The organism is Microbacterium awajiense (assembly GCF_039536545.1).
GTDB lineage: Bacteria > Actinomycetota > Actinomycetes > Actinomycetales > Microbacteriaceae > Microbacterium > Microbacterium awajiense.
Window position 1 is genome coordinate 1,229,787 of record NZ_BAAAYU010000005.1, and the last position, 17,649, is coordinate 1,247,435.

15 protein-coding genes are annotated in these 17,649 nt (G+C 68.5%); 11 read left to right on the forward strand and 4 right to left on the reverse strand.

The window, feature by feature from the left end; all coding sequences use genetic code 11:
* Nucleotides 1-12 precede the first annotated feature (12 nt).
* Entirely contained in the window at nt 13-1,050 is a 1,038-nt protein-coding gene (locus tag ABD663_RS12390) for a zinc-dependent alcohol dehydrogenase (protein WP_344738982.1), read from the reverse strand.
* Nucleotides 1,051-1,163: 113 nt separating this feature from the next.
* Here ABD663_RS12390 and rhmD point away from each other — a divergent pair, with 113 nt between their 5' ends.
* The 7 genes from rhmD (at nt 1,164) to ABD663_RS12425 (ending at nt 9,374) form a co-directional block, all read left to right on the forward strand.
* On the forward strand, nt 1,164-2,381 hold the full coding sequence (rhmD, locus tag ABD663_RS12395) for an L-rhamnonate dehydratase (RefSeq protein ID WP_344738984.1): 1,218 nt from the start codon (nt 1,164-1,166) through the stop codon (nt 2,379-2,381).
* Nucleotides 2,378-3,436, forward strand: a complete 1,059-nt coding sequence (locus ABD663_RS12400; protein ID WP_344738986.1) for a Gfo/Idh/MocA family protein — start codon at nt 2,378-2,380, stop codon at nt 3,434-3,436. Before rhmD ends, ABD663_RS12400 begins: the two co-directional genes overlap by 4 nt.
* A gap of 152 nt (nt 3,437-3,588) precedes the next feature.
* Nucleotides 3,589-4,560: a carbohydrate ABC transporter permease gene (locus tag ABD663_RS12405; RefSeq protein WP_344738988.1), complete on the forward strand. Its 972-nt coding sequence runs from the start codon at nt 3,589-3,591 to the stop codon at nt 4,558-4,560.
* A gap of 8 nt (nt 4,561-4,568) precedes the next feature.
* Nucleotides 4,569-5,465: a carbohydrate ABC transporter permease gene (locus ABD663_RS12410; protein ID WP_344738990.1), complete on the forward strand. Its 897-nt coding sequence runs from the start codon at nt 4,569-4,571 to the stop codon at nt 5,463-5,465.
* Between the two features lie 100 nt (nt 5,466-5,565).
* Nucleotides 5,566-6,960, forward strand: coding sequence for an ABC transporter substrate-binding protein (locus ABD663_RS12415; protein ID WP_344738992.1), 1,395 nt, complete (start codon nt 5,566-5,568; stop codon nt 6,958-6,960).
* Between the two features lie 102 nt (nt 6,961-7,062).
* Nucleotides 7,063-8,115: a LacI family DNA-binding transcriptional regulator gene (locus tag ABD663_RS12420; RefSeq protein ID WP_344738994.1), complete on the forward strand. Its 1,053-nt coding sequence runs from the start codon at nt 7,063-7,065 to the stop codon at nt 8,113-8,115.
* The gene (locus ABD663_RS12425) at nt 8,112-9,374 is read left to right on the forward strand and encodes a D-arabinono-1,4-lactone oxidase (protein WP_344738996.1); all 1,263 of its coding nucleotides are present in this window, start codon (nt 8,112-8,114) and stop codon (nt 9,372-9,374) included. Before ABD663_RS12420 ends, ABD663_RS12425 begins: the two co-directional genes overlap by 4 nt.
* A 21-nt stretch (nt 9,375-9,395) precedes the next feature.
* Here the strand turns inward: ABD663_RS12425 and ABD663_RS12430 are convergent, their stop codons facing one another.
* The 3 genes from ABD663_RS12430 to ABD663_RS12440 all read right to left on the reverse strand — a co-directional run bounded on the left by ABD663_RS12430 (nt 9,396) and on the right by ABD663_RS12440 (nt 12,985).
* Entirely contained in the window at nt 9,396-10,865 is a 1,470-nt protein-coding gene (locus tag ABD663_RS12430) for an MFS transporter (protein WP_344738998.1), read from the reverse strand.
* On the reverse strand, nt 10,862-11,308 hold the full coding sequence (locus ABD663_RS12435; RefSeq protein ID WP_344739000.1) for a MarR family winged helix-turn-helix transcriptional regulator: 447 nt from the start codon (nt 11,306-11,308) through the stop codon (nt 10,862-10,864). Before ABD663_RS12435 ends, ABD663_RS12430 begins: the two co-directional genes overlap by 4 nt.
* Nucleotides 11,309-11,374: 66 nt before the next feature.
* A complete protein-coding gene (locus tag ABD663_RS12440) occupies nt 11,375-12,985 on the reverse strand; it encodes a DHA2 family efflux MFS transporter permease subunit (RefSeq protein ID WP_344739002.1) in 1,611 nt (536 codons plus the stop codon).
* A gap of 68 nt (nt 12,986-13,053) precedes the next feature.
* Here ABD663_RS12440 and ABD663_RS12445 point away from each other — a divergent pair, with 68 nt between their 5' ends.
* From ABD663_RS12445 to ABD663_RS12460, 4 genes are all read left to right on the forward strand, one after another.
* A complete protein-coding gene (locus ABD663_RS12445) occupies nt 13,054-13,905 on the forward strand; it encodes an alpha/beta fold hydrolase (protein WP_344739005.1) in 852 nt (283 codons plus the stop codon).
* Nucleotides 13,906-14,040: 135 nt separating this feature from the next.
* Nucleotides 14,041-15,576 carry a glycoside hydrolase family 6 protein gene (locus ABD663_RS12450; RefSeq protein WP_344739007.1) on the forward strand — a complete coding sequence of 512 codons (1,536 nt, stop codon included), beginning with the start codon at nt 14,041-14,043 and terminating at the stop codon, nt 15,574-15,576.
* A 114-nt stretch (nt 15,577-15,690) separates the two neighbouring features.
* Nucleotides 15,691-16,740 (forward strand): lipoate-protein ligase LplAB, encoded by a 1,050-nt coding sequence (lplAB, locus tag ABD663_RS12455; RefSeq protein WP_344739009.1) that lies wholly within the window; start codon nt 15,691-15,693, stop codon nt 16,738-16,740.
* Nucleotides 16,737-17,633: a DNA-methyltransferase gene (locus ABD663_RS12460; RefSeq protein WP_344739011.1), complete on the forward strand. Its 897-nt coding sequence runs from the start codon at nt 16,737-16,739 to the stop codon at nt 17,631-17,633. The genes lplAB and ABD663_RS12460 overlap by 4 nt, the downstream gene beginning before the upstream one ends.
* Nucleotides 17,634-17,649: the final 16 nt, after the last annotated feature.

Below are 17,649 nucleotides of genomic sequence, written 5' to 3' on the forward strand. Positions count from 1 at the left end.
CGGCCGGTCAGATCACAGGCGGCATGCGGTCAGCGGCGGTGTCGTCGACCGTGTCTCGGGTTCCCCGAACTGCACCAGGGTCTTGCCGGGTGCGCCGGCGCCCGCCGCTGCCCGTTCGAAGGCCACCGGACCGTCGGCCAACGGCACGAGCTCGCTGATCAGAACGCCGGCGCGCGCGGGCGCGTCGCCGATCATCGAGGCCGCCCGGCGGAAGTCGTCATCCGAGTAGGTGAAGCTGCCCACGAGCGTGCGCTCCTCGACGCTGATCCGGAACGCGTCCAGGGGCACGACCGGCGCGCCCATGCCGACGAGGCAGATCCGCGCACCCAATCGGCTCACCGCGAAGGCTGTGCGAAGTGTGGCTTCGACGCCGACGGCATCGATCACGACATCCGCTTCACCGCCGAGCTGTCGGCGGACCTCCTCGGCGAAGGTGGGTGCCTGCGGGTCCAGAGTGCGTGCGCCGAGGCGCTCGATGAGAGCCCGACGAGAAGGATCGATCTCGGCGACGACCGCCTCCTCGCCCGTCATCAGCGACAGTGCGAGCGCTACCGACTGTCCGATCGGGCCGCCGCCGACGACCAGGACGCGTTCTCCCGGTTGCGGATCGACGCGGGTGATGGCGTGCACGGCGACGGCAAGTGGTTCGATGAGTGCGCCGAGCAGGATAGGGGTGGCGGCAGGGATCGGTACCACGTTGGACACGGGCGCGACCAGTAGCTCGGCGAAGGCGGCACTCCGGTCAGCGCGCACGCCGATGACGTACTTGTCAGGGCAGTGCTGCTCTCGGCCGACGTATTCGGACCGCGCGGACTCAGGGATGACGACCGGATTCACGGTCACGGGCTGACCGATCTCGAGGGCCGTCGTCGCGCTGCCGAGCGCCCGCACGCGCCCGACCGTCTCATGCCCCATCACCTGCCCGGGGATGCGGCGTCCGTTCTCGCCCGAGAAGCCGTGGACGTCCGAACCGCAGATGCCGGTGGCGACGATCTCGATGAGCACGTCCGACGGGCCCGGGACCGGGTCGGGGCGTTCTTCCACGGCCATGTGGCCGAAGTCCTTCAGTACCAGTACTCGCATCAGATCAACTCACTGTGACAGGATCGAACGGAAAATCGAAACGTTACAACCGTAGCGTTCTGCTCAAGATTGAGGAATCGATGTTCAAGGACGAACGAATCGTGTCGGTGCGCGCGTACATCGTCGAGCCGGTGGAGTCCCCGCCGGCTGTCGACGACGCAGACTTGCCCGAGGAGGTCATGAACTGGCGTCGCCAGAAGGTGGCCAACCCGATGACCAAGTACCCCGAATTCAGAGATGATCGCACCGCCGGAATCGGTGCGGGGGCCATGCGCCAGGTGTACGTCATCGCTGAGTCGGCATCCGGACATGTGGGAATCGGTTCGACCAGTGGAGGTGTTGCTGCCGCTGCCATCATCGAGTTGCACCTCGCTCAGATGGTCGAGGGGGAGTCCGTCTTCGCGCACGAACGGCTGTGGGATCGGATGTTCCACAGCACGATCGCCTACGGCCGGAAGGGCGTGGTCCTCCACGCGATCTCGGCGGTCGACATCGCGATCTGGGATCTCCACGGCAAGATCACTGAGACGCCGGTCTATTCACTTCTGGGCGGAAAGACGGCCGAGGGCATCGACGTCTACGGCACCGGGCCGAGCCCCTCGGCCATTCACCGACTCGGCTTCTGGGGTGCCAAGCTCCCCCTCACGTGGGGGCCGAGCGAGGGGGCCGACGGTTTCCGTCGCAATATCGCTCGTGCCGAGGCAGCACGCGAGGCGGTCGGTGACGACTTCCCGCTGCTCTACGACTGCTGGATGGCGCTCGACGTGGACTATGCCGTCCGGCTGGCGTGGGCGCTCGAACCGCTCGGATTCCGGTGGATCGAAGAGCCCCTCATGCCTGACGACTATGCGGGCCACGCCGAATTGCGCCGACGGATGCCTCCGCGGATGCAGCTCACGAGTGGCGAGCATGAATACACGGCGCGCGGGCACGATCTGCTCGCGCGGTCGGGAGTCGACATCCTTCAGCCCGACCCGCAATGGTGCGGCGGCATCACCGAAATGCGGCGCATCGCCGCCGTCGTGGCGGCGGCGGGAAAGCGGATCATCCCGCACGTCGGCGGTCAGTACTCGTATCACTTCCTGGCATCGCAACCGAACGCGTTCCTCGCGGAGTTCCCGGTGATGGCGGGCCGTGGCGACCAGATCTCCTCTCAGCATGAGCCGCTGCTGCGTGGGGAGGCTCTGCCGGTGAACGGTCGGATCTGCGTAGGTGAGGCGCCGGGCTTCGGACTCGAGCTGGATGATTCGATCGCACTGCTGCGCCCCATCACCCCTGCATGGGCCGACCGGCGATGAGCACGCGGATCGCCGTCGTCGGGGCGGGCTGGTGGTCCACCACCGTTCATCTGCCCGCACTTCGGGCGGATCAGGGCATCGATGTCGTCGCGGTCGTCGACTCCGCCCCCCGGCGCTGCGAGCTCGCTGTGAAGCAGTTCGGCATCCCGGCCTGGTATTCCAGCGTCGACGATCTGCTGGCGGCGGAGACCATCGACGGGATCATCATCGCCACCCCGCACCATACGCATGCCCCGCTGGTCGAGAAGTGTCTCGCCGCGGGGGTCAATGTGCTCGTGGAGAAACCGCTCGCGATGACCGCAGAGGAGGCATGGCGCGTCGTCGCCGCGGAGCGTGCGGGCTCTGCCCGTGTCGTCGTCGGTCAGACGTACCAGTTCGCGGCGTGCGCGAGAGCCGTGCGGGTCGCGGTTCGCGAGCAGATCGGCGACCTGGTCTGCATCAACGCGGAGTTCTCGTCGACGACCGACTTCCTGTTCGCGTCTGAAGGAGCCACGCCCGAGGAGGTCGATCAGCCCGGCCGGCCGCACGCGTCGACCTACAGCGATCCCGCCACCGGTGGCGGGCAGGGGTACACCCAGCTGAGCCATCTACTCGGAGGCGTTGTCTGGGCGACCGGGCGGCAGGCCATCGAGGTGTCCGCCTTCATGGAGAACCAGACCTACCGCGTCGACGTCGTGGACGCTCTCGCATTTCGCCTCGACGGCGGTGCCCTCGGGGTCGCCAGCTCCACGGGGACGACTCCACAGGGGGTGCCCGTGCGTCACACGGTGCGTTTCCACGGCAGCGAGGGGGTCGTCGAATGGGACATGCTCGCGGGTTCGTTCTGGGTCTTCCGTCGCGGCGGCGCGATCAGCCGAGTCGAGAACCCGGTGGATCGCGCCGCATACGGCGCATCGCGCGTGGCCGTGGAATTCGCCCGCATCATCGAGGGCGCCGCCGACAACCCCGCACCCGCCGACGTCGCCGCGGCGAGCATCGCCCTGATCGAGGCCGCGTACGCGGCCTCGCGGACGGGCGCGCGTATCGCCGTGCCCCAGGGCGATCTTCGCTCGTAGCCGGTGTCTTCCGTGCCCTGCGTATTGCCACTTGACACGTGGGGCGCTGCACGTGACACTTGTAACGTTCCAGAACCTGTAACGTTCCAGGTCCCCGATCGTCCCGTCCCGGGACATGACGGAAGCCCATCGAAGAGGATGGAGAGCCCTCCATGGCCGTAACCGAAGTGCCGTTCGAAGCCGCAACCGTCGGCTACGTCGAGCGCTCTCCGAAGGCCAACCGGCGGCGCCGGCGGCGCTTCCCGTGGTATGCCTACCTCGCGCTGGCACCGCTGATGGTCGTCCTCGGGTGGTTCGCCTACTATCCGGCCGCGAGCGGCATCTTCTTCTCGTTCTTCGACTGGAACCCCGCATCCGTCTCGGAGTTCATCGGCCTCGAGAACTACGCGACGATGCTCGACGACAAGATCTGGTGGAAGTCCTTCGGCAACCTCGGCATCATCTTCCTGTTCGGCATCGCTTCCTGGATCTTCCCGCTGCTCGCAGCCGAACTGCTCATCACGCTCCGCAGCGCGCGCGCCCAGTATGTGTTCCGGACGCTCCTGATCATTCCGATGGCCTTCCCGGGCGTGGTCACCGCACTCGTGTGGTCTTTTATGTACCAGCCGAACAACGGATTGATCAACACCACCCTTGAGAATCTGGGACTCGGATTCCTGGCCAGCAACTGGGTGGGAGACCCCGACACGGCGCTGCTGGCGCTCCTCTTCATCGGTTTCCCGTGGATCGCCGGGCTTCCTTTCCTGCTCATCTACACGAGCCTGCAGAATGTTCCGCCCGAGATCTTCGAGGCCGCAGAGATCGACGGTGTCGGCCGCATCCGGCGCTTCTGGACCATCGACCTGCCGTTGATGGCCACGCAGGCCAAGATCCTCGTCTTCCTCGCCGTCGTCAGCACGCTGCAGTACGGATTCATGGCCTTCATCGTGACCGGAGGGGGGCCGGACAACGCCACGATGGTCCCGGTTCTTCGCATGCTGAACGTCGCCTTCCAAGGCGGGGACTGGGGCTATGCGGCAGCCCTGTCGACGACCCTCTTCTTCATCACCTTGTTCTTCAGTGTGATCATCGTGTTCTTCCGTCGCAAGAAGACCGAATCGACCAGCGACGCGAAAGGGATGTGAGACGACCCATGTCCTCCACAAAGACAGTCGTTCTTGCCGAGCGGAAGTCCCAGCGCTCCGGACTCGAGGCGGACTACGGCGTTCTCCGCAAACCGAAGAAGCAGGTGGGGGTCGTGATCGCCTTGTGCGTCCTCGTCCTGCTCTCGTTGCTTCCCTACCTGTTCATGGTGACGGCGTCCTTCAAGGACAACGTTCAGTTCGCGGACAACCAGTGGGCGATCATGTTCCCCCTGCACTGGGAGAACTATGCAACGGCATGGGAGCAGATCCAGCCCTACATGCTGGCGTCCATCATCGTGGCCGCTGCATCGATCCTCGGCATCGTCCTGCTGTCGACCGTGGCGGGCTTCGTACTGGCTCGGTACACCTTCCCGGGTCGCACGTTCTTCTTCGTGATGATCGCGGCGCTGATGATGGTGCCGAGCATTTCCAGCCTCATCCCGCTCTTCCTGCTGATGCGCGATCTGAATCTGCTGAACACCTACATCGTCCTGGTGATCCCGCACGTCGCGGGCGGAGCCGTGCTCGGCACCATCCTGATGAAGACATTCATCGAGGGGATCCCCCAGTCGTTGTTCGACGCGGCACGCATCGACGGCGCCAACGGCCCTCGTTTGTTCCGCTCGATCATGCTTCCGTTGTCGATGCCGGTGATCGGCACGGTCGGACTCATCACGATCAACGGTGTCTGGAACGACTTCTTCTGGCCACTGCTGACGATCACAGACAACGAGCTGCGCACCGTGTCGGTCGGTCTCCTCTTCTTCCAGGGCCAGAACGCGACGCTGTACGGCCCGATGTTCGCCGGCTACCTCATTGCCAGCCTTCCGCTCCTGCTGCTCTTCGTCTTCCTGTCGAAGTACTTCCTCGCAGGGGTCCAGGGCGGCCTTCCCGGCTCACACTGACCCACTCCGTCCACCCACCGAAGAGAAATCGAGGCAAGAAATGAAACGAATCAGCACTCGTCCGCGCGCACAGTTGCTCGCTGGCGTCGCTGGCTTGGCCGTGACCGGCTTGGCACTGGCCGGCTGCGGCGCAGGCGGCGCAGACGCCGGCAACGGCGAGGAAGTCGTCGAGATCACCCTGTCCGGCCCGAACCAGTGGAACAACAACCCCTCGAGCTTCGGGCCCGCATGGGAAGACATGGTCGCGAGGTTCGAAGAGGCCGAGCCGAACATCAAGGTGAAGACGACCGTCTTGCCGATCCCGACGTTCGCCCAGACCCTGTCGACACAGCTGACGGCGGGCACCGCTCCAGAGCTCGTCTTCAATCAGGCACCGCACAGTCCCGACCAGGTGGTGAACCTCGACGAGTACATGGCCGCGCCGTCGCCCTACTCCGACGCTGACACCTGGCTCGACAGCTTCGACCAGAAGTACTTCGGAACGGGGAACGCCGGATCGAAGAACGCGGCGGGCAACTACGAGTGGGCACCGTTGAACCTCGTGATCATCGGCGTCTACTACAACGAGGAGATCTTCGAGGAGGCCGGGGTCACCGCTCCGATCGAGACGATGGACGACATGATGGATGCGTGCGTCGCGATCAAGGACGCGGGCTATACCCCGTTCGCGATGGACAACGGCTGGCTCGGACAGGGCTGGACGCTCTCCACCATCGAGTCGATGCTCGTGGACAAGTATGCCGATGAGCTCAATCAGTTCGCGCCCGACGGAAGCCCTGGCACGTCGCCGCAGGTCTCCGGCAAGAGCATCTCGAAGGCTGTGCTCACGGGTGAACTCAGCCCGCTCGAAACGCCGGAGATCGCCGAGAGCCTCAAGATCACCAAGGACTTCTTCGACGCGTGTGCCACGCCGAACTGGTCGGGAATCCAGGGCGGCGCAGCGTTCATCGGCAACGACGAGTGGCTCAGTGGCAAGGCGGCCATGAGCTACGGCACGAACTTCGCCGCGAACAACCTCGAAGATGTCGACTGGGCCTACGGCACGATGCCGTTCCCGACGATCACCGATGAGACAACGTCGCTCTCGGACAACACGCCGGCGCGATTCGGTGCGGCACCGGGCGGCACGAGCTACATGATCCCTGCAACCACCGAGGGTGCCAAGCTCGAGGCGGCCGTCAAGTTCCTCCAGTTCGTCACGAGCGCCGAGGGCAACCAGGAGTGGATGAACAACTCGGGCGGCATCCCTGCGACCGTCGACGGTGAACCTGCTCCCGGCCTGGAAGGTCTCATGTCGGGCGAGTGGTTCAATTCGCCCACCATCCCCGCCCTGACGCTGACACCGAAGGCGAAGGCGGGCCAGGCGCTGTACACCGGTTACCTGCTCGGCGACAAGTCGCTGGAGGACCAGCTCGTCGAGATGCAGGAGGACTGGACCCAGGCGTCGCAGGAGCAGGCGGCGGACGGCGGCTGGACCGAGGACTGGGCTCAGTAGTCCACTCCCAGAGTGCGGGGCTCGACGTCGGCGTGCGTCGGGCCCCGCATCGCTGCGAACGGGTATCGTTTCAGCGGTCTGCTGAGACTCCGGGAGCCGAGCATGAGCGTGAGCGTACGTGATGTCGCCATCGCGGCTTCCGTGTCGGTGGGCACCGTCTCGAATGTGCTCAATCGGCCCGACAAGGTGGCGCCGGCGACTGTCGCGCGAGTGCTTGCGGCCATCGACGAGCTCGGCTTCGTGCGCAACGACGCCGCCCGCCAGTTGCGTGCAGGGCGCAGCCGCAGCATCGGACTGGTCGTGCAGGATGTCGGCAATCCCTTCTTCGCCGAGATCGCTCGCGGCGCCGAGGATCGCGCCGCCGAGGATGGCATGGCCGTGCTGTTGGGAAATGCCGACCAACAGTCGCGCCGTGAGACGTCGTACCTCGACCTGTTCCGCGAGCAGCGTGTCAACGGCGTCCTGGTTTCTCCGACCGGTGAAGACCTCGCCCCGATGGAGCGGCTTCGGGACGCGGGTATTCCGGTGGTCCTGGTCGACCGCGAGGCGCCCGACGCGGAGTTCAGCTGGGTCGCGGTGGACGACGTCGAAGGGGGGCACCTCGCAGCGACCCACCTACTCGAGCGGGGCCGGCGACGGCTCGCGTTCATCGCCGGCCCACGGTCGATCCGTCAGGTCGGCGACCGTCTCGAGGGGGCGCGTCGTGCCGTCGCGGCGCAGGCGGGTGCGACGCTCGAAGTGGTCGAGATGGCGGCGCTGTCGGTTCTGGAAGGGCGGCGGGCCGGCGCGCAGTTGGTGGCGCGCGCACCCCGCGAGCGCCCCGACGCTGTCTTCGCCGCAAACGATCTGCTCGCGGTCGGAGCGCTGCAGGCATTCGCTCTCATTGGCGATGTGCGCGTTCCCGAGGACGTCGCCCTCATCGGATATGACGACATCGACTTCGCAGCCGCCGCGGTGGTTCCGCTCAGTTCGATCCGTCAGCCCGCAAGGCTCATCGGTTCCTCCGCCGTGGACGTGCTGCTCAAGAACATCGCAGACCCACACGGATCGCATGACCGCGGCATCCGGTTCCAACCCGAACTCGTCGTGCGTGCCTCCACCGCGGGCGGCGACACGATCACGCCCGCGGCGTTCGCTGCAGAGACCGCGTCATGACGGCCGGATTCCTGACCAACTGGGCGGGCACGTACACCTACTCCGCCCCGCGGATCGTCGAGGCGGGCACGGTCGACGACGTGCGTCGGGCCGTCGCCGGCTCGGGACGCGTGCATGCGCTCGGCACACGGCACTCCTTCACCGACCTGCCCGACACTGCGGGCACGCTCATCGACGTGACGGGCCTGCCCCCGGAGTTCGCGCTCGACGAGGTCGCCGGCACGGTCACGGTCTCGGCCGGCACGCGCTACGGCGTGCTCGCGCTGTGGCTGCACGAGCGTGGCTGGGCGCTGCGCAACATGGGCTCGCTGCCGCACATCAACATCGGCGGGGCGACCGCGACCGGCACGCACGGCTCGGGCGACGGCAACCAGGTGCTGTCCGCGTCCGTGCGGGCGCTGCGGTACGTGGGCGCCGACGGCGATCTGCATGAGGTCCGCCGCGGCGATCCTGACTTCGACGCCCTCGTGGTCGGTCTCGGCGCGTTCGGCGTCGTGGTCGCGCTGACCGTCGACATCGTGCCGGAGTTCCGCATGCGGCAGGACGTGTACACGGGGATGTCGTGGGATGCCGCGCTCGCCGACCTCGGTGCGGTCACCGGTGCCGGCTACAGCGTGTCGATCTTCTCGACGTGGGAGCCGGACGACATCGGCTTCGTGTGGGTGAAGACGAGACTCGACGCCGACGACGACCCCGTGTCGGATGCGCTCCTCGACGGCGCGCTCGCGGAAGGGACCGACTCGCCGCTCAGCGGCGACGACAACATCACCGAGGTCGGTGGAGTCCCGGGGCCGTGGATGCTGCGCCTGCCGCACTTCCGCCTCGACGCCCAGCCATCGTTCGGCGCCGAGATCCAGACCGAGTACTTCGTGCCGCGCGCGCAGGCGCCGGACGCGCTGCGCGCCGTGCGGGCGCTGGGCGACCGCATCCGTCCGCACCTCATCGTGACCGAGGTGCGCACCGCCGCTGCGGACGACCTGTGGCTGTCGCCGGGCTACCGGCGAGACAGCGTGATCATCCACTTCACGTGGCATGACCACCGCGACGAGGTATGGGCGCTGCTGCCTGAGATCGAGGCCGCTCTCGAGCCCTACGACGCGCGGCCGCACTGGGGCAAGGTGCACCGCTTCGACGCCGAGCGGATCGCCGCCGTGCATCCGAGGCTGGCTGATGCACGTGCGGTCTTCGAGCGGCTCGACCCCGGCGGCCGGTTCGTCAACGACCACCTCCTGCGGGTCGGGGTGCGCGCGCCACGGTGACCGGGCGGGCACCGAGTCCGCTCACCGCCGAGGCGCCGTCGGTTCCGAACTCCTGAAGATCGCGGGATCCTCGGCCGCGGGGCGCCGTTTCGAGGCGCTCCGTGCAGAATCGCAGGAGTTCGGCACGGCCGTCGTCCCGGTCGGGGCGCCCACCGGCTCGGCGACCGGGCCGGGGAGGCGGATCGGCGTGGTCGTGGCCACCTGCTCGCTGAACTGCTCGGGCGCGGGATCGACCACGGTGAGCGGGCGCGTCTCGTCGATCGTGAGGCGGAAGCGGCGCTGCTCGTGGCGGTGCAGGCGCCCCGAGACGATCAGCCACGAGGCGCCGATGCCGAAGGCGACCAGCGCGGCTCCCGCTCCGAGCAGGATCGCGACCCGCGGGCCGAACTCGGCCGCGACCCATCCGACGATGGGCGCTCCGATCGGGGTGCCGCCCATGAGGATCGCCATGTACAGCGCCAGCACCCGCCCGCGCAATGCCGGGTCGGTGGTCGTCTGCACGTATCCGTTCGCCGTCGTGAGCATCGTGACGACCGCGAAGCCCGTGAACATGAGCGTTGCGGCATACAGCCAGTAGGTGGGCATCACCGACGAGACCCCCGCCGCGACGGCGAACAGCAGCGTGCCGCCGATGACGACCCGGATGCGCGCCCGGTCGCGTCGGGCAGCCATCAGCGCGCCGACGAGCGAGCCGATCGCCAGGATCGAGCTGAGCAGTCCGTAGCCGTCGGCATCCTGACCGAACTCCAGTGCCATCGTCGACGCGAAGATCGGGAAGTTCATGCCGAACGCGCCGATCAGGAACACCATGGCGAACGTCACCAGCAGGTCGGGGCGACCGGCCACGTACCGGAAGCCGTCGGCGAGGCGGGCCGCACCGGGCGCTCTGACGCGCGGGATGAGCTCGTGCGGACGGATGAGCGCCAGCGCCCCGATCATCGCGAGGAACGTCACGGCGTTGACCACGAACACCCAGCCGGTGCCCACCGCGACGATCACCAGGCCGCCGACGGCGGGGCCGATCATGCGCGCACCGTTGAAGGATGCCGCGTTGAGCGCGACGGCGTTCGAGGCATTCTCGCGCGTGACGAGGTCGGACACGAACGCCTGCCTCGCCGGATTGTCGAATGCCGCGACGAAGCCGAGGGCGAGCGCGAAGGCGTACATGATCGGAAGCGTCATCACGCCCGCGAACAGCAGCACACCGATCGCCAGGCCGAGCGCGAGAAGCGTGCCCTGCGTCACCATCAGCAGCCGGCGGCGATCGAACCGGTCGGCCACCCACCCGGTCACGCTCACCAGCAACAGCGGGGGCGCGAACTGCAGCGCCATCGTGATGCCCATGGCGCCGGCGTCGTTGTCGGTCAGCTCGGTCAGCACCACCCAGCTGATCGCGGTCGCCTGCATCCACGCCCCGATATTCGACACCAGGGCGCCGATGAACCACACGCGGTAGTTGAAGACGCTGAACGAGCGGAACATCGCACTCATCTGGTGGCCAGCTCCGCCATGATGCGTGCAGCCCGTGCGAGGGTGTCGCGCTCGTCGTCGCTCAGCTCGGCGAGCGCCTGTTCGACCCACGCATCGCGGCGACGCACCGTCTCTTCGACGACGGCGCGGCCGTCGGCCGTCACGGCGACGTTGACCTTGCGTCGGTCGTCGTCGTCAGGGCTGCGCTGCACCCAACCCGACTCCTCGAGACAGTTCACCGTGCGGTTCATCGAGGGGGCGGAGACGCGTTCGCGTTCGGCGAGCTCGCCGAGGGTATGCGGTCCGTGCACCTTGAGGGCGGCCAGAACGGCGAACTGCCCATCGCTCATCGCGTCCACGGCGCGCTCCGCGCGGAGGCGTCGGGCGAGACGGAAGGTCGCCATGCGAAGGTCTGCGGCCGCCGCGGACAGAGAATCGGGATGCTGGTCTGCGGGAAGGCTCATGAGGATCTTTAGCCTAGCTCATTAGACATGCTAAAGAAAGTCGGCGCGGGCCATCGGCCCGCGCCCTCAACGCGATGCCGGTGGGGCGGCGTGCGCGGGGCGCGGACGGTCGCGCGCCGGGCGGCCGAGCGGGAGCGTCGCGATCAGCCCCAGTCCCAGGAAGCCCGCTGCCGCGAACGCGGCGAGCTTCGTGCCGTCGGAGAACGCCTCTTTCGCGTCCTCCGCCGCGTCGGCGGTCTGCGGGTTCTGTTCGAGGTCGGCGATCGCCCCGCCCGCACTGTCGACGACGGCCGACACCACCTGGTCGCGCTGATCCGCCGCAACGCCGCGGTCATCCAGCTTCGCGCCCAGGATGCCGGCGGTGCTGGTGAACAGGATGGTGCCGAGCACCGCGATCCCCAGCGCCGCCCCGACCTGACGGGCGGTGGACTGGGTGCCCGAGCCCTGCCCCGACAGCTCGACCGGGACGTCGTCGAGGATGACGCCGGTGAGCTGGGCGGTGGCAAGGCCGACTCCGAAGCCGTAGACGGCGAGGGCGGGGATCAGCCAGCCCCACGCGGCATCCGGCGCGATCACGATGCCCACCCAGACGATGCCGACGATCTCAGCGACGATGCCGGCACGCACCACGATCACCGCCGGGACCCGGCCGCTGAGTCCTCCGGCCACACCGCTGGCGAGGAAGGACCCGCCGGCGAGCGCCAGCAGGATCAGCCCGGTCTGCAGGGCGTCGAAGCCGAGCACGAACTGCAGCCACAGCGGAAGCGACAGGATGATCCCGAACTCGCCCAGCGATACGACCAGCGCGGCGACATTCCCGTTGGTGAAGGATGCGATGCGGAAGAGCGAGGGTTCGATGAGGGTGCCGCGACCCGCGCGACTGCGTCGCAGCTCCCACCCGATGAACATCGCCGCCGCGATCATCGCCACCGCGAACGCGATCGGCACGGGTGAGAGCGACCCGGGCCACGTGAAGCCGCCGATCTCGAACGGCTCCGCCGACGTCCACCACCCCAACGTGCGCCCTTCGATGAGAGCGAACACGAGCGATCCGAACAGCACGACCGACAGGGCGGCGCCGACGAGGTCGAGGCCTCGACGTCGAGCCTCCTTCGATTCGGCGACAGTCAGAACCACGCCGATCACGATCGCGATGCCGAGCGGGATGTTGATCCCGAACGCCCAGCGCCATGAGTACACCGTGGTGAGCCAGCCTCCGAGGAGGGGGCCGACCGCCGCCATCCCGCCGATCGTCGAGCCCCACACGGCGAAGGCGATGCCGCGCTCGCGGCCGCGGAAGGTCGCGTTGATGAGCGACAGCGTCGTGGGCAGCATCATCGCGCCACCGACGCCCTGGACGAGCCGGGCGAGGATCAGCAGTTCGGCGCTGGGCGCGAGGGCGGCGAGCACCGACGACACCGAGAAGACGACCACCCCGATCAGCAGCATCCGCCTTCTGCCCCATCGGTCGGCGAGGCTTCCGAACAGCAGGAGCAGCGCGGCGAAGACGAGGGTGTACGCCTCCTGCACCCATTGCACCTCGGTCGACGAGAGGTCGAGGTCTTCGACGATGGCCGGAATCGCGACGTTGACGATGGTCGAGTCGACGATGATCAGCGAAACCGCGACGCTGATGACCACCAGGCCCATCCATCGGCGCGAAGACATGTCCCTCATGGATCGCTAGCTTATCTAGCAAAATACCGGAGAGCGAGTGAGTAGCCCACGCACCCTAGACTCGGCCCATGCCCGAGTTCATCGACGCACACGGGATCGCGATCACCTACGATCGCCACCCCGCCCACAGCCCCCGCGCCGTCGTGCAGCTGGCGCACGGTGTCGGCGAGCACGCCGGTCGGTACGCGGCCCTCATCGACGCGCTGGTCGAGGGCGGCTACACCGTCTATGCCGATGACCACCGCGGCCACGGCCGCACCGGAATGGCCCAGCACGGGGGCGATGCGTCCAAGCTCGGCCGGCTCGGCCCCGGCGGCCATCGCGCCGCCGTCGCGGCCGTGTGGCAGTTCACGCAGCTGATCCGCGACGAGAACCCCGGCCTGCCCCTCGTGCTGCTCGGCCACTCGTGGGGCTCGTTCCTCGCGCAGAAGCTCCTGAACGACCACCCCGAGGCGTATGACGCCGTCGTACTGAGCGGCTCGGCGCTGCGCTGGCCGGGGTCGCTGAACTCGGGCGATCTGAACGCTGCGTGGAAGGGTTCCGACGCGACGGGCGCCGAGTGGCTGGCCTCCGACCACTCGGTGGGGCGGGCGTTCCTCGACGACCCTCTGTCGACCGAGGTGCCGATGCAGCGGCTGTTCGGGCCGATCGACACGCTGCGTGCGGCTCTCGGCAAGCCGCGGCGCAACCTCGGACACGACATCGCGATGCTGCTCATGGTGGGGCGCGACGACCCGCTCGCCGGACCCCGCAGCGTGCACCGGCTGGCCGATGCCTACCGCGCCCGCTCGGGGCTCACCGACGTGACCACGCTCGTCTACCCCGACGCACGCCACGAGATCTTCAACGATGCGAGCCAGGCGCTCGTCCGCGCCGATCTGCTTGCCTGGCTCGACAGCCGCTTCGCCGAGCGCGGCTGAGCCGGGGGTTGACGCGGGCCGGGCGCATCGGCCATCCTGGCTCCGATGCGTGGCGTGGGAGCGCTCCCACACTCCGCACCGGACGCCGCTCGGACGATGAGCCGGCGTCGGTCGACGAGGACCGAGGAGAACCGCATGCCAACCACCCCCCGACGCCGGGCGCTCGCGCTCGGCGCAGCCGCCGTACTCGCCGCGGCCATCGCCGCACCGCTCGGTGCGAGCGCCGCCGGCGCCGCCGAGCCGGGCCTTCCCGGCTCCGACCTGTTCGTCAACCCGTTCAGCACGACCCTCGAGGCGGCCCAGTCGCTGAGCGGACAGGCTCGCGACGACGCGCAGCTGCTGGGCAGCATCCCTTCTGCCGAGTGGTTCACCAAGGGCACGCCGGCCGAGGTCGCGCTCGAGGCACGCGAGTATGTGGATGCCGCGACCGCGGCGGGCCAGATGCCGGTGCTGGTCGCCTACAACCTGCCCTATCGCGACTGCTCGCAGTACTCCGCCGGCGGCGCGCGCGACACCGCCGAGTACGTGGCATGGATCGACGGCCTGGCTGCGGGGATCGGCGACCGCGCGGCGACCGTCATCCTCGAGCCGGACGGCCTCGGCATCATCCCGTGGAACACCGACATCAACGGCAACCTGGAATGGTGTCAGCCCGAGCAGCTCGACCCCGCGACGGCCGCAGACGACCGCTATGCGCAGCTCAACCACGCGGTCGACGCCTTCGGCGCGCTCGCGGCGACGTCGGTCTACCTCGATGGCACCCACAGCGGATGGCTCGGCGTGGGCGACGTCACCGACCGCCTCGTGAAGGCGGGGGTCGAGCGGACCGCGGGCTTCTTCCTGAACGCCTCGAACTACGTCGAGACCGAGCGGCTCGTGAAGTACGGCACGTGGATCTCGGACTGCATCAACCTGTCGCAGAACTCGTGGTGGCAGGCGGCCTGGTGCGCGAGCCAGTACTATCCGGCCGACCCCAACGACTTCTCGACGTGGGGGCTGACGGATGCCGCCTACCAGCAGGCCTACGCCGACACCGGCGTGACCCGCGACCCCGCGGCGCAGGCCCACTTCGTGCTCGACACGAGTCGCAACGGACAGGGTCCGTGGGCGGGCCCGTCCGAGCCCTACCCCGGCGCACCCGACGGGGCCGACCCCGAGGTGTGGTGCAACCCGCCCGACCGCGGTGCGGGCGAGGCCCCGACGACCGATGTCGCCGATCCGTTCGTCGATGCCTACCTGTGGATCAAGGTGCCGGGCGAGTCCGACGGCAAGTGCTACCGCGGTACGGGCGGACCCCTCGATCCCGAACGCGGGATGGAGGATCCGGCCGCCGGCCAGTGGTTCGTCGAGCAGGCGCGCGAGCTCATCGCGCTGTCGGCACCGGCGCTGGAGCCGTTGACGTGCGATGTCGCATGGAGTGCGAACGGCAAGGGCAAGGCATCCGCCGCGAAGGTCGATGTGTCCGGCGCGGGCAGCGCGTGGTCGCTGCGCTTCGTCTGGTCCGGCGACCAGCGGGTCTCGGGTGCCTCACACGGCGCGGCATCGCAGAGCGGGCCGGTCGTCACCCTCGCCGGCAGCAGCCGGCCCGGCCATGACGCGGTGCTCTCGGTGAAGGGCGGAGCCGACACCCCGTGGATCTTCTGGGCCGACGGGGCCGCCTGCACCTCCTGACAGACCGAGACCCGGTTCGGGGCGCGATCCCTGCTCCCGGGGCGCCGCTCCCGCGCCCCGAATGCAGGGGACGCGCCCCGAACCCGTCGACCGCGGGGCCCTAGGCTGAGAGCCATGCACGGCGAATACAAGGTCCCCGGAGGCAAACTCGTCGTCGTCGACCTCGAGGAGCGCGACGGGACGATCGCCGAGTTCCACCTCGCGGGCGACTTCTTCCTCGAGCCCGACTCGGCTCTCGACGACATCGACGCGGCGGTCAACGGACTGCCGATCGAGTCGGACGTCACGGCGATCGCCGCGGCGGTGCGAGGTGCTCTTCCCGACGGGGCGCAGCTGCTCGGCTTCACCCCCGAGGCGGTCGGCACCGCGGTGCGCCGTGCACTGGTCACCGCGCCGGGATGGCGCGACTTCGACTGGGAGATCGTGCACGAGCGGCCGGTCTCGCCGCGCATGAACCTCGCGCTCGACGAGGTGCTCACCGGACGCGTCGGAGACGGTCGGCGTCGCCCCACGCTGCGCATCTGGGAATGGGATGAATCCGCGGTCGTGATCGGCTCGTTCCAATCGCTGCGCAACGAGGTCGACCCCGAGGGCGCCCAGCGCCACGGCTTCGACGTCGTGCGGCGCATCTCGGGAGGCGGTGCGATGCTGATGGCCGCGAACGCCATCATCACCTACTCGCTGTATGTCCCGGCATCCCTCGTCGCGGGCATGACGTTCGCCGACTCCTACGCGTTCCTGGACGACTGGGTGCTGCAGGCACTGCGGTCGCTCGGGATCGAGGCGACCTACCAGCCCCTCAACGACATCGCCTCCCCGCAGGGCAAGATCGGCGGCGCGGCGCAGAAGCGGCTCGCCAACGGCGGAGTGCTGCACCACGCGACGCTCAGCTACGACATGGACGGCCAGATGATGACCGAGGTGCTGCGCATCGGCCGAGAGAAGCTCAGCGACAAGGGCACCGCCTCGGCGGCGAAGCGCGTCGACCCCCTCCGGCGCCAGTCGGGACTGGCGCGCGAGGCGATCGTCGAGCGGTTCGAGCAGACCTTCGCCACCCTCTACGGCGCCGTGCCCGGCCATATCACCGACGAGGAATACGCTGAGGCCGCAGCGCTCGTCGAATCGAAATTCGCGACCGACGCCTGGCTGCGCCGCGTGCCGTGAGCGAGTCCGGGCGGGGACGCGTCGAGATCCACCATGGCGACAACCTCGCCGTCGCGGCCGCGCTCGCGAGCGAGACGTTCACGCTGATCTACCTCGACCCCCCGTTCAATACGGGCCGCACCCGGGAACGCGCGATCGAGACGGCCCGCCCCGTGGGCGAGGCCCCCGGCATCGTGCGACGCGGATTCCACGGACGCGAGTACGAGCGGCTGCGCGGCGACCTGCGCGTGTACGACGACCGTTTCGACGACTACTGGGGCTATCTCGAGCCGCGCCTCCTCGAGGCGTGGCGCCTGCTCGCCGACGACGGCACGCTCTACCTGCACCTCGACTACCGAGAGGCCCACTACGCCAAGGTTCTGCTCGACGCCCTCTTCGGCCGCGACCGGTTCCTCAACGAGCTGATCTGGGCGTACGACTACGGGGCGAAGACGCGGCGTCGATGGCCGACCAAGCACGACACGATCCTCGTCTACGTCAAGAACCCCGACCGGTACTGGTTCGACTCCGAGACCGTCGACCGCGAGCCCTACATGGCGCCCGGCCTCGTGACGCCCGAGAAGGCGGCGCGCGGCAAGCTGCCGACCGACGTGTGGTGGCACACGATCGTGCCGACGACCGGCCGCGAGAAGACCGGCTATCCCACCCAGAAGCCCGAAGGCGTGCTGCGCCGCATCGTGCAGGCATCCACCCGACCCGGTGACCTCGTGCTCGACCTGTTCGCCGGCAGCGGGACGACGGGGGCGGTCGCCTCGGCGCTCGGACGCGACGCGGTGCTCGTCGACTCGAACCCCGACGCGGTCTCGGTCATGCGCCAGCGGATGCCGCACGCACAGGTCGTCGCCGGTGCGCCCGACGACCGAGCGGTGGTTTCCGGGACCGACGCCCGCTGACCTCGCCCTCGGGGAG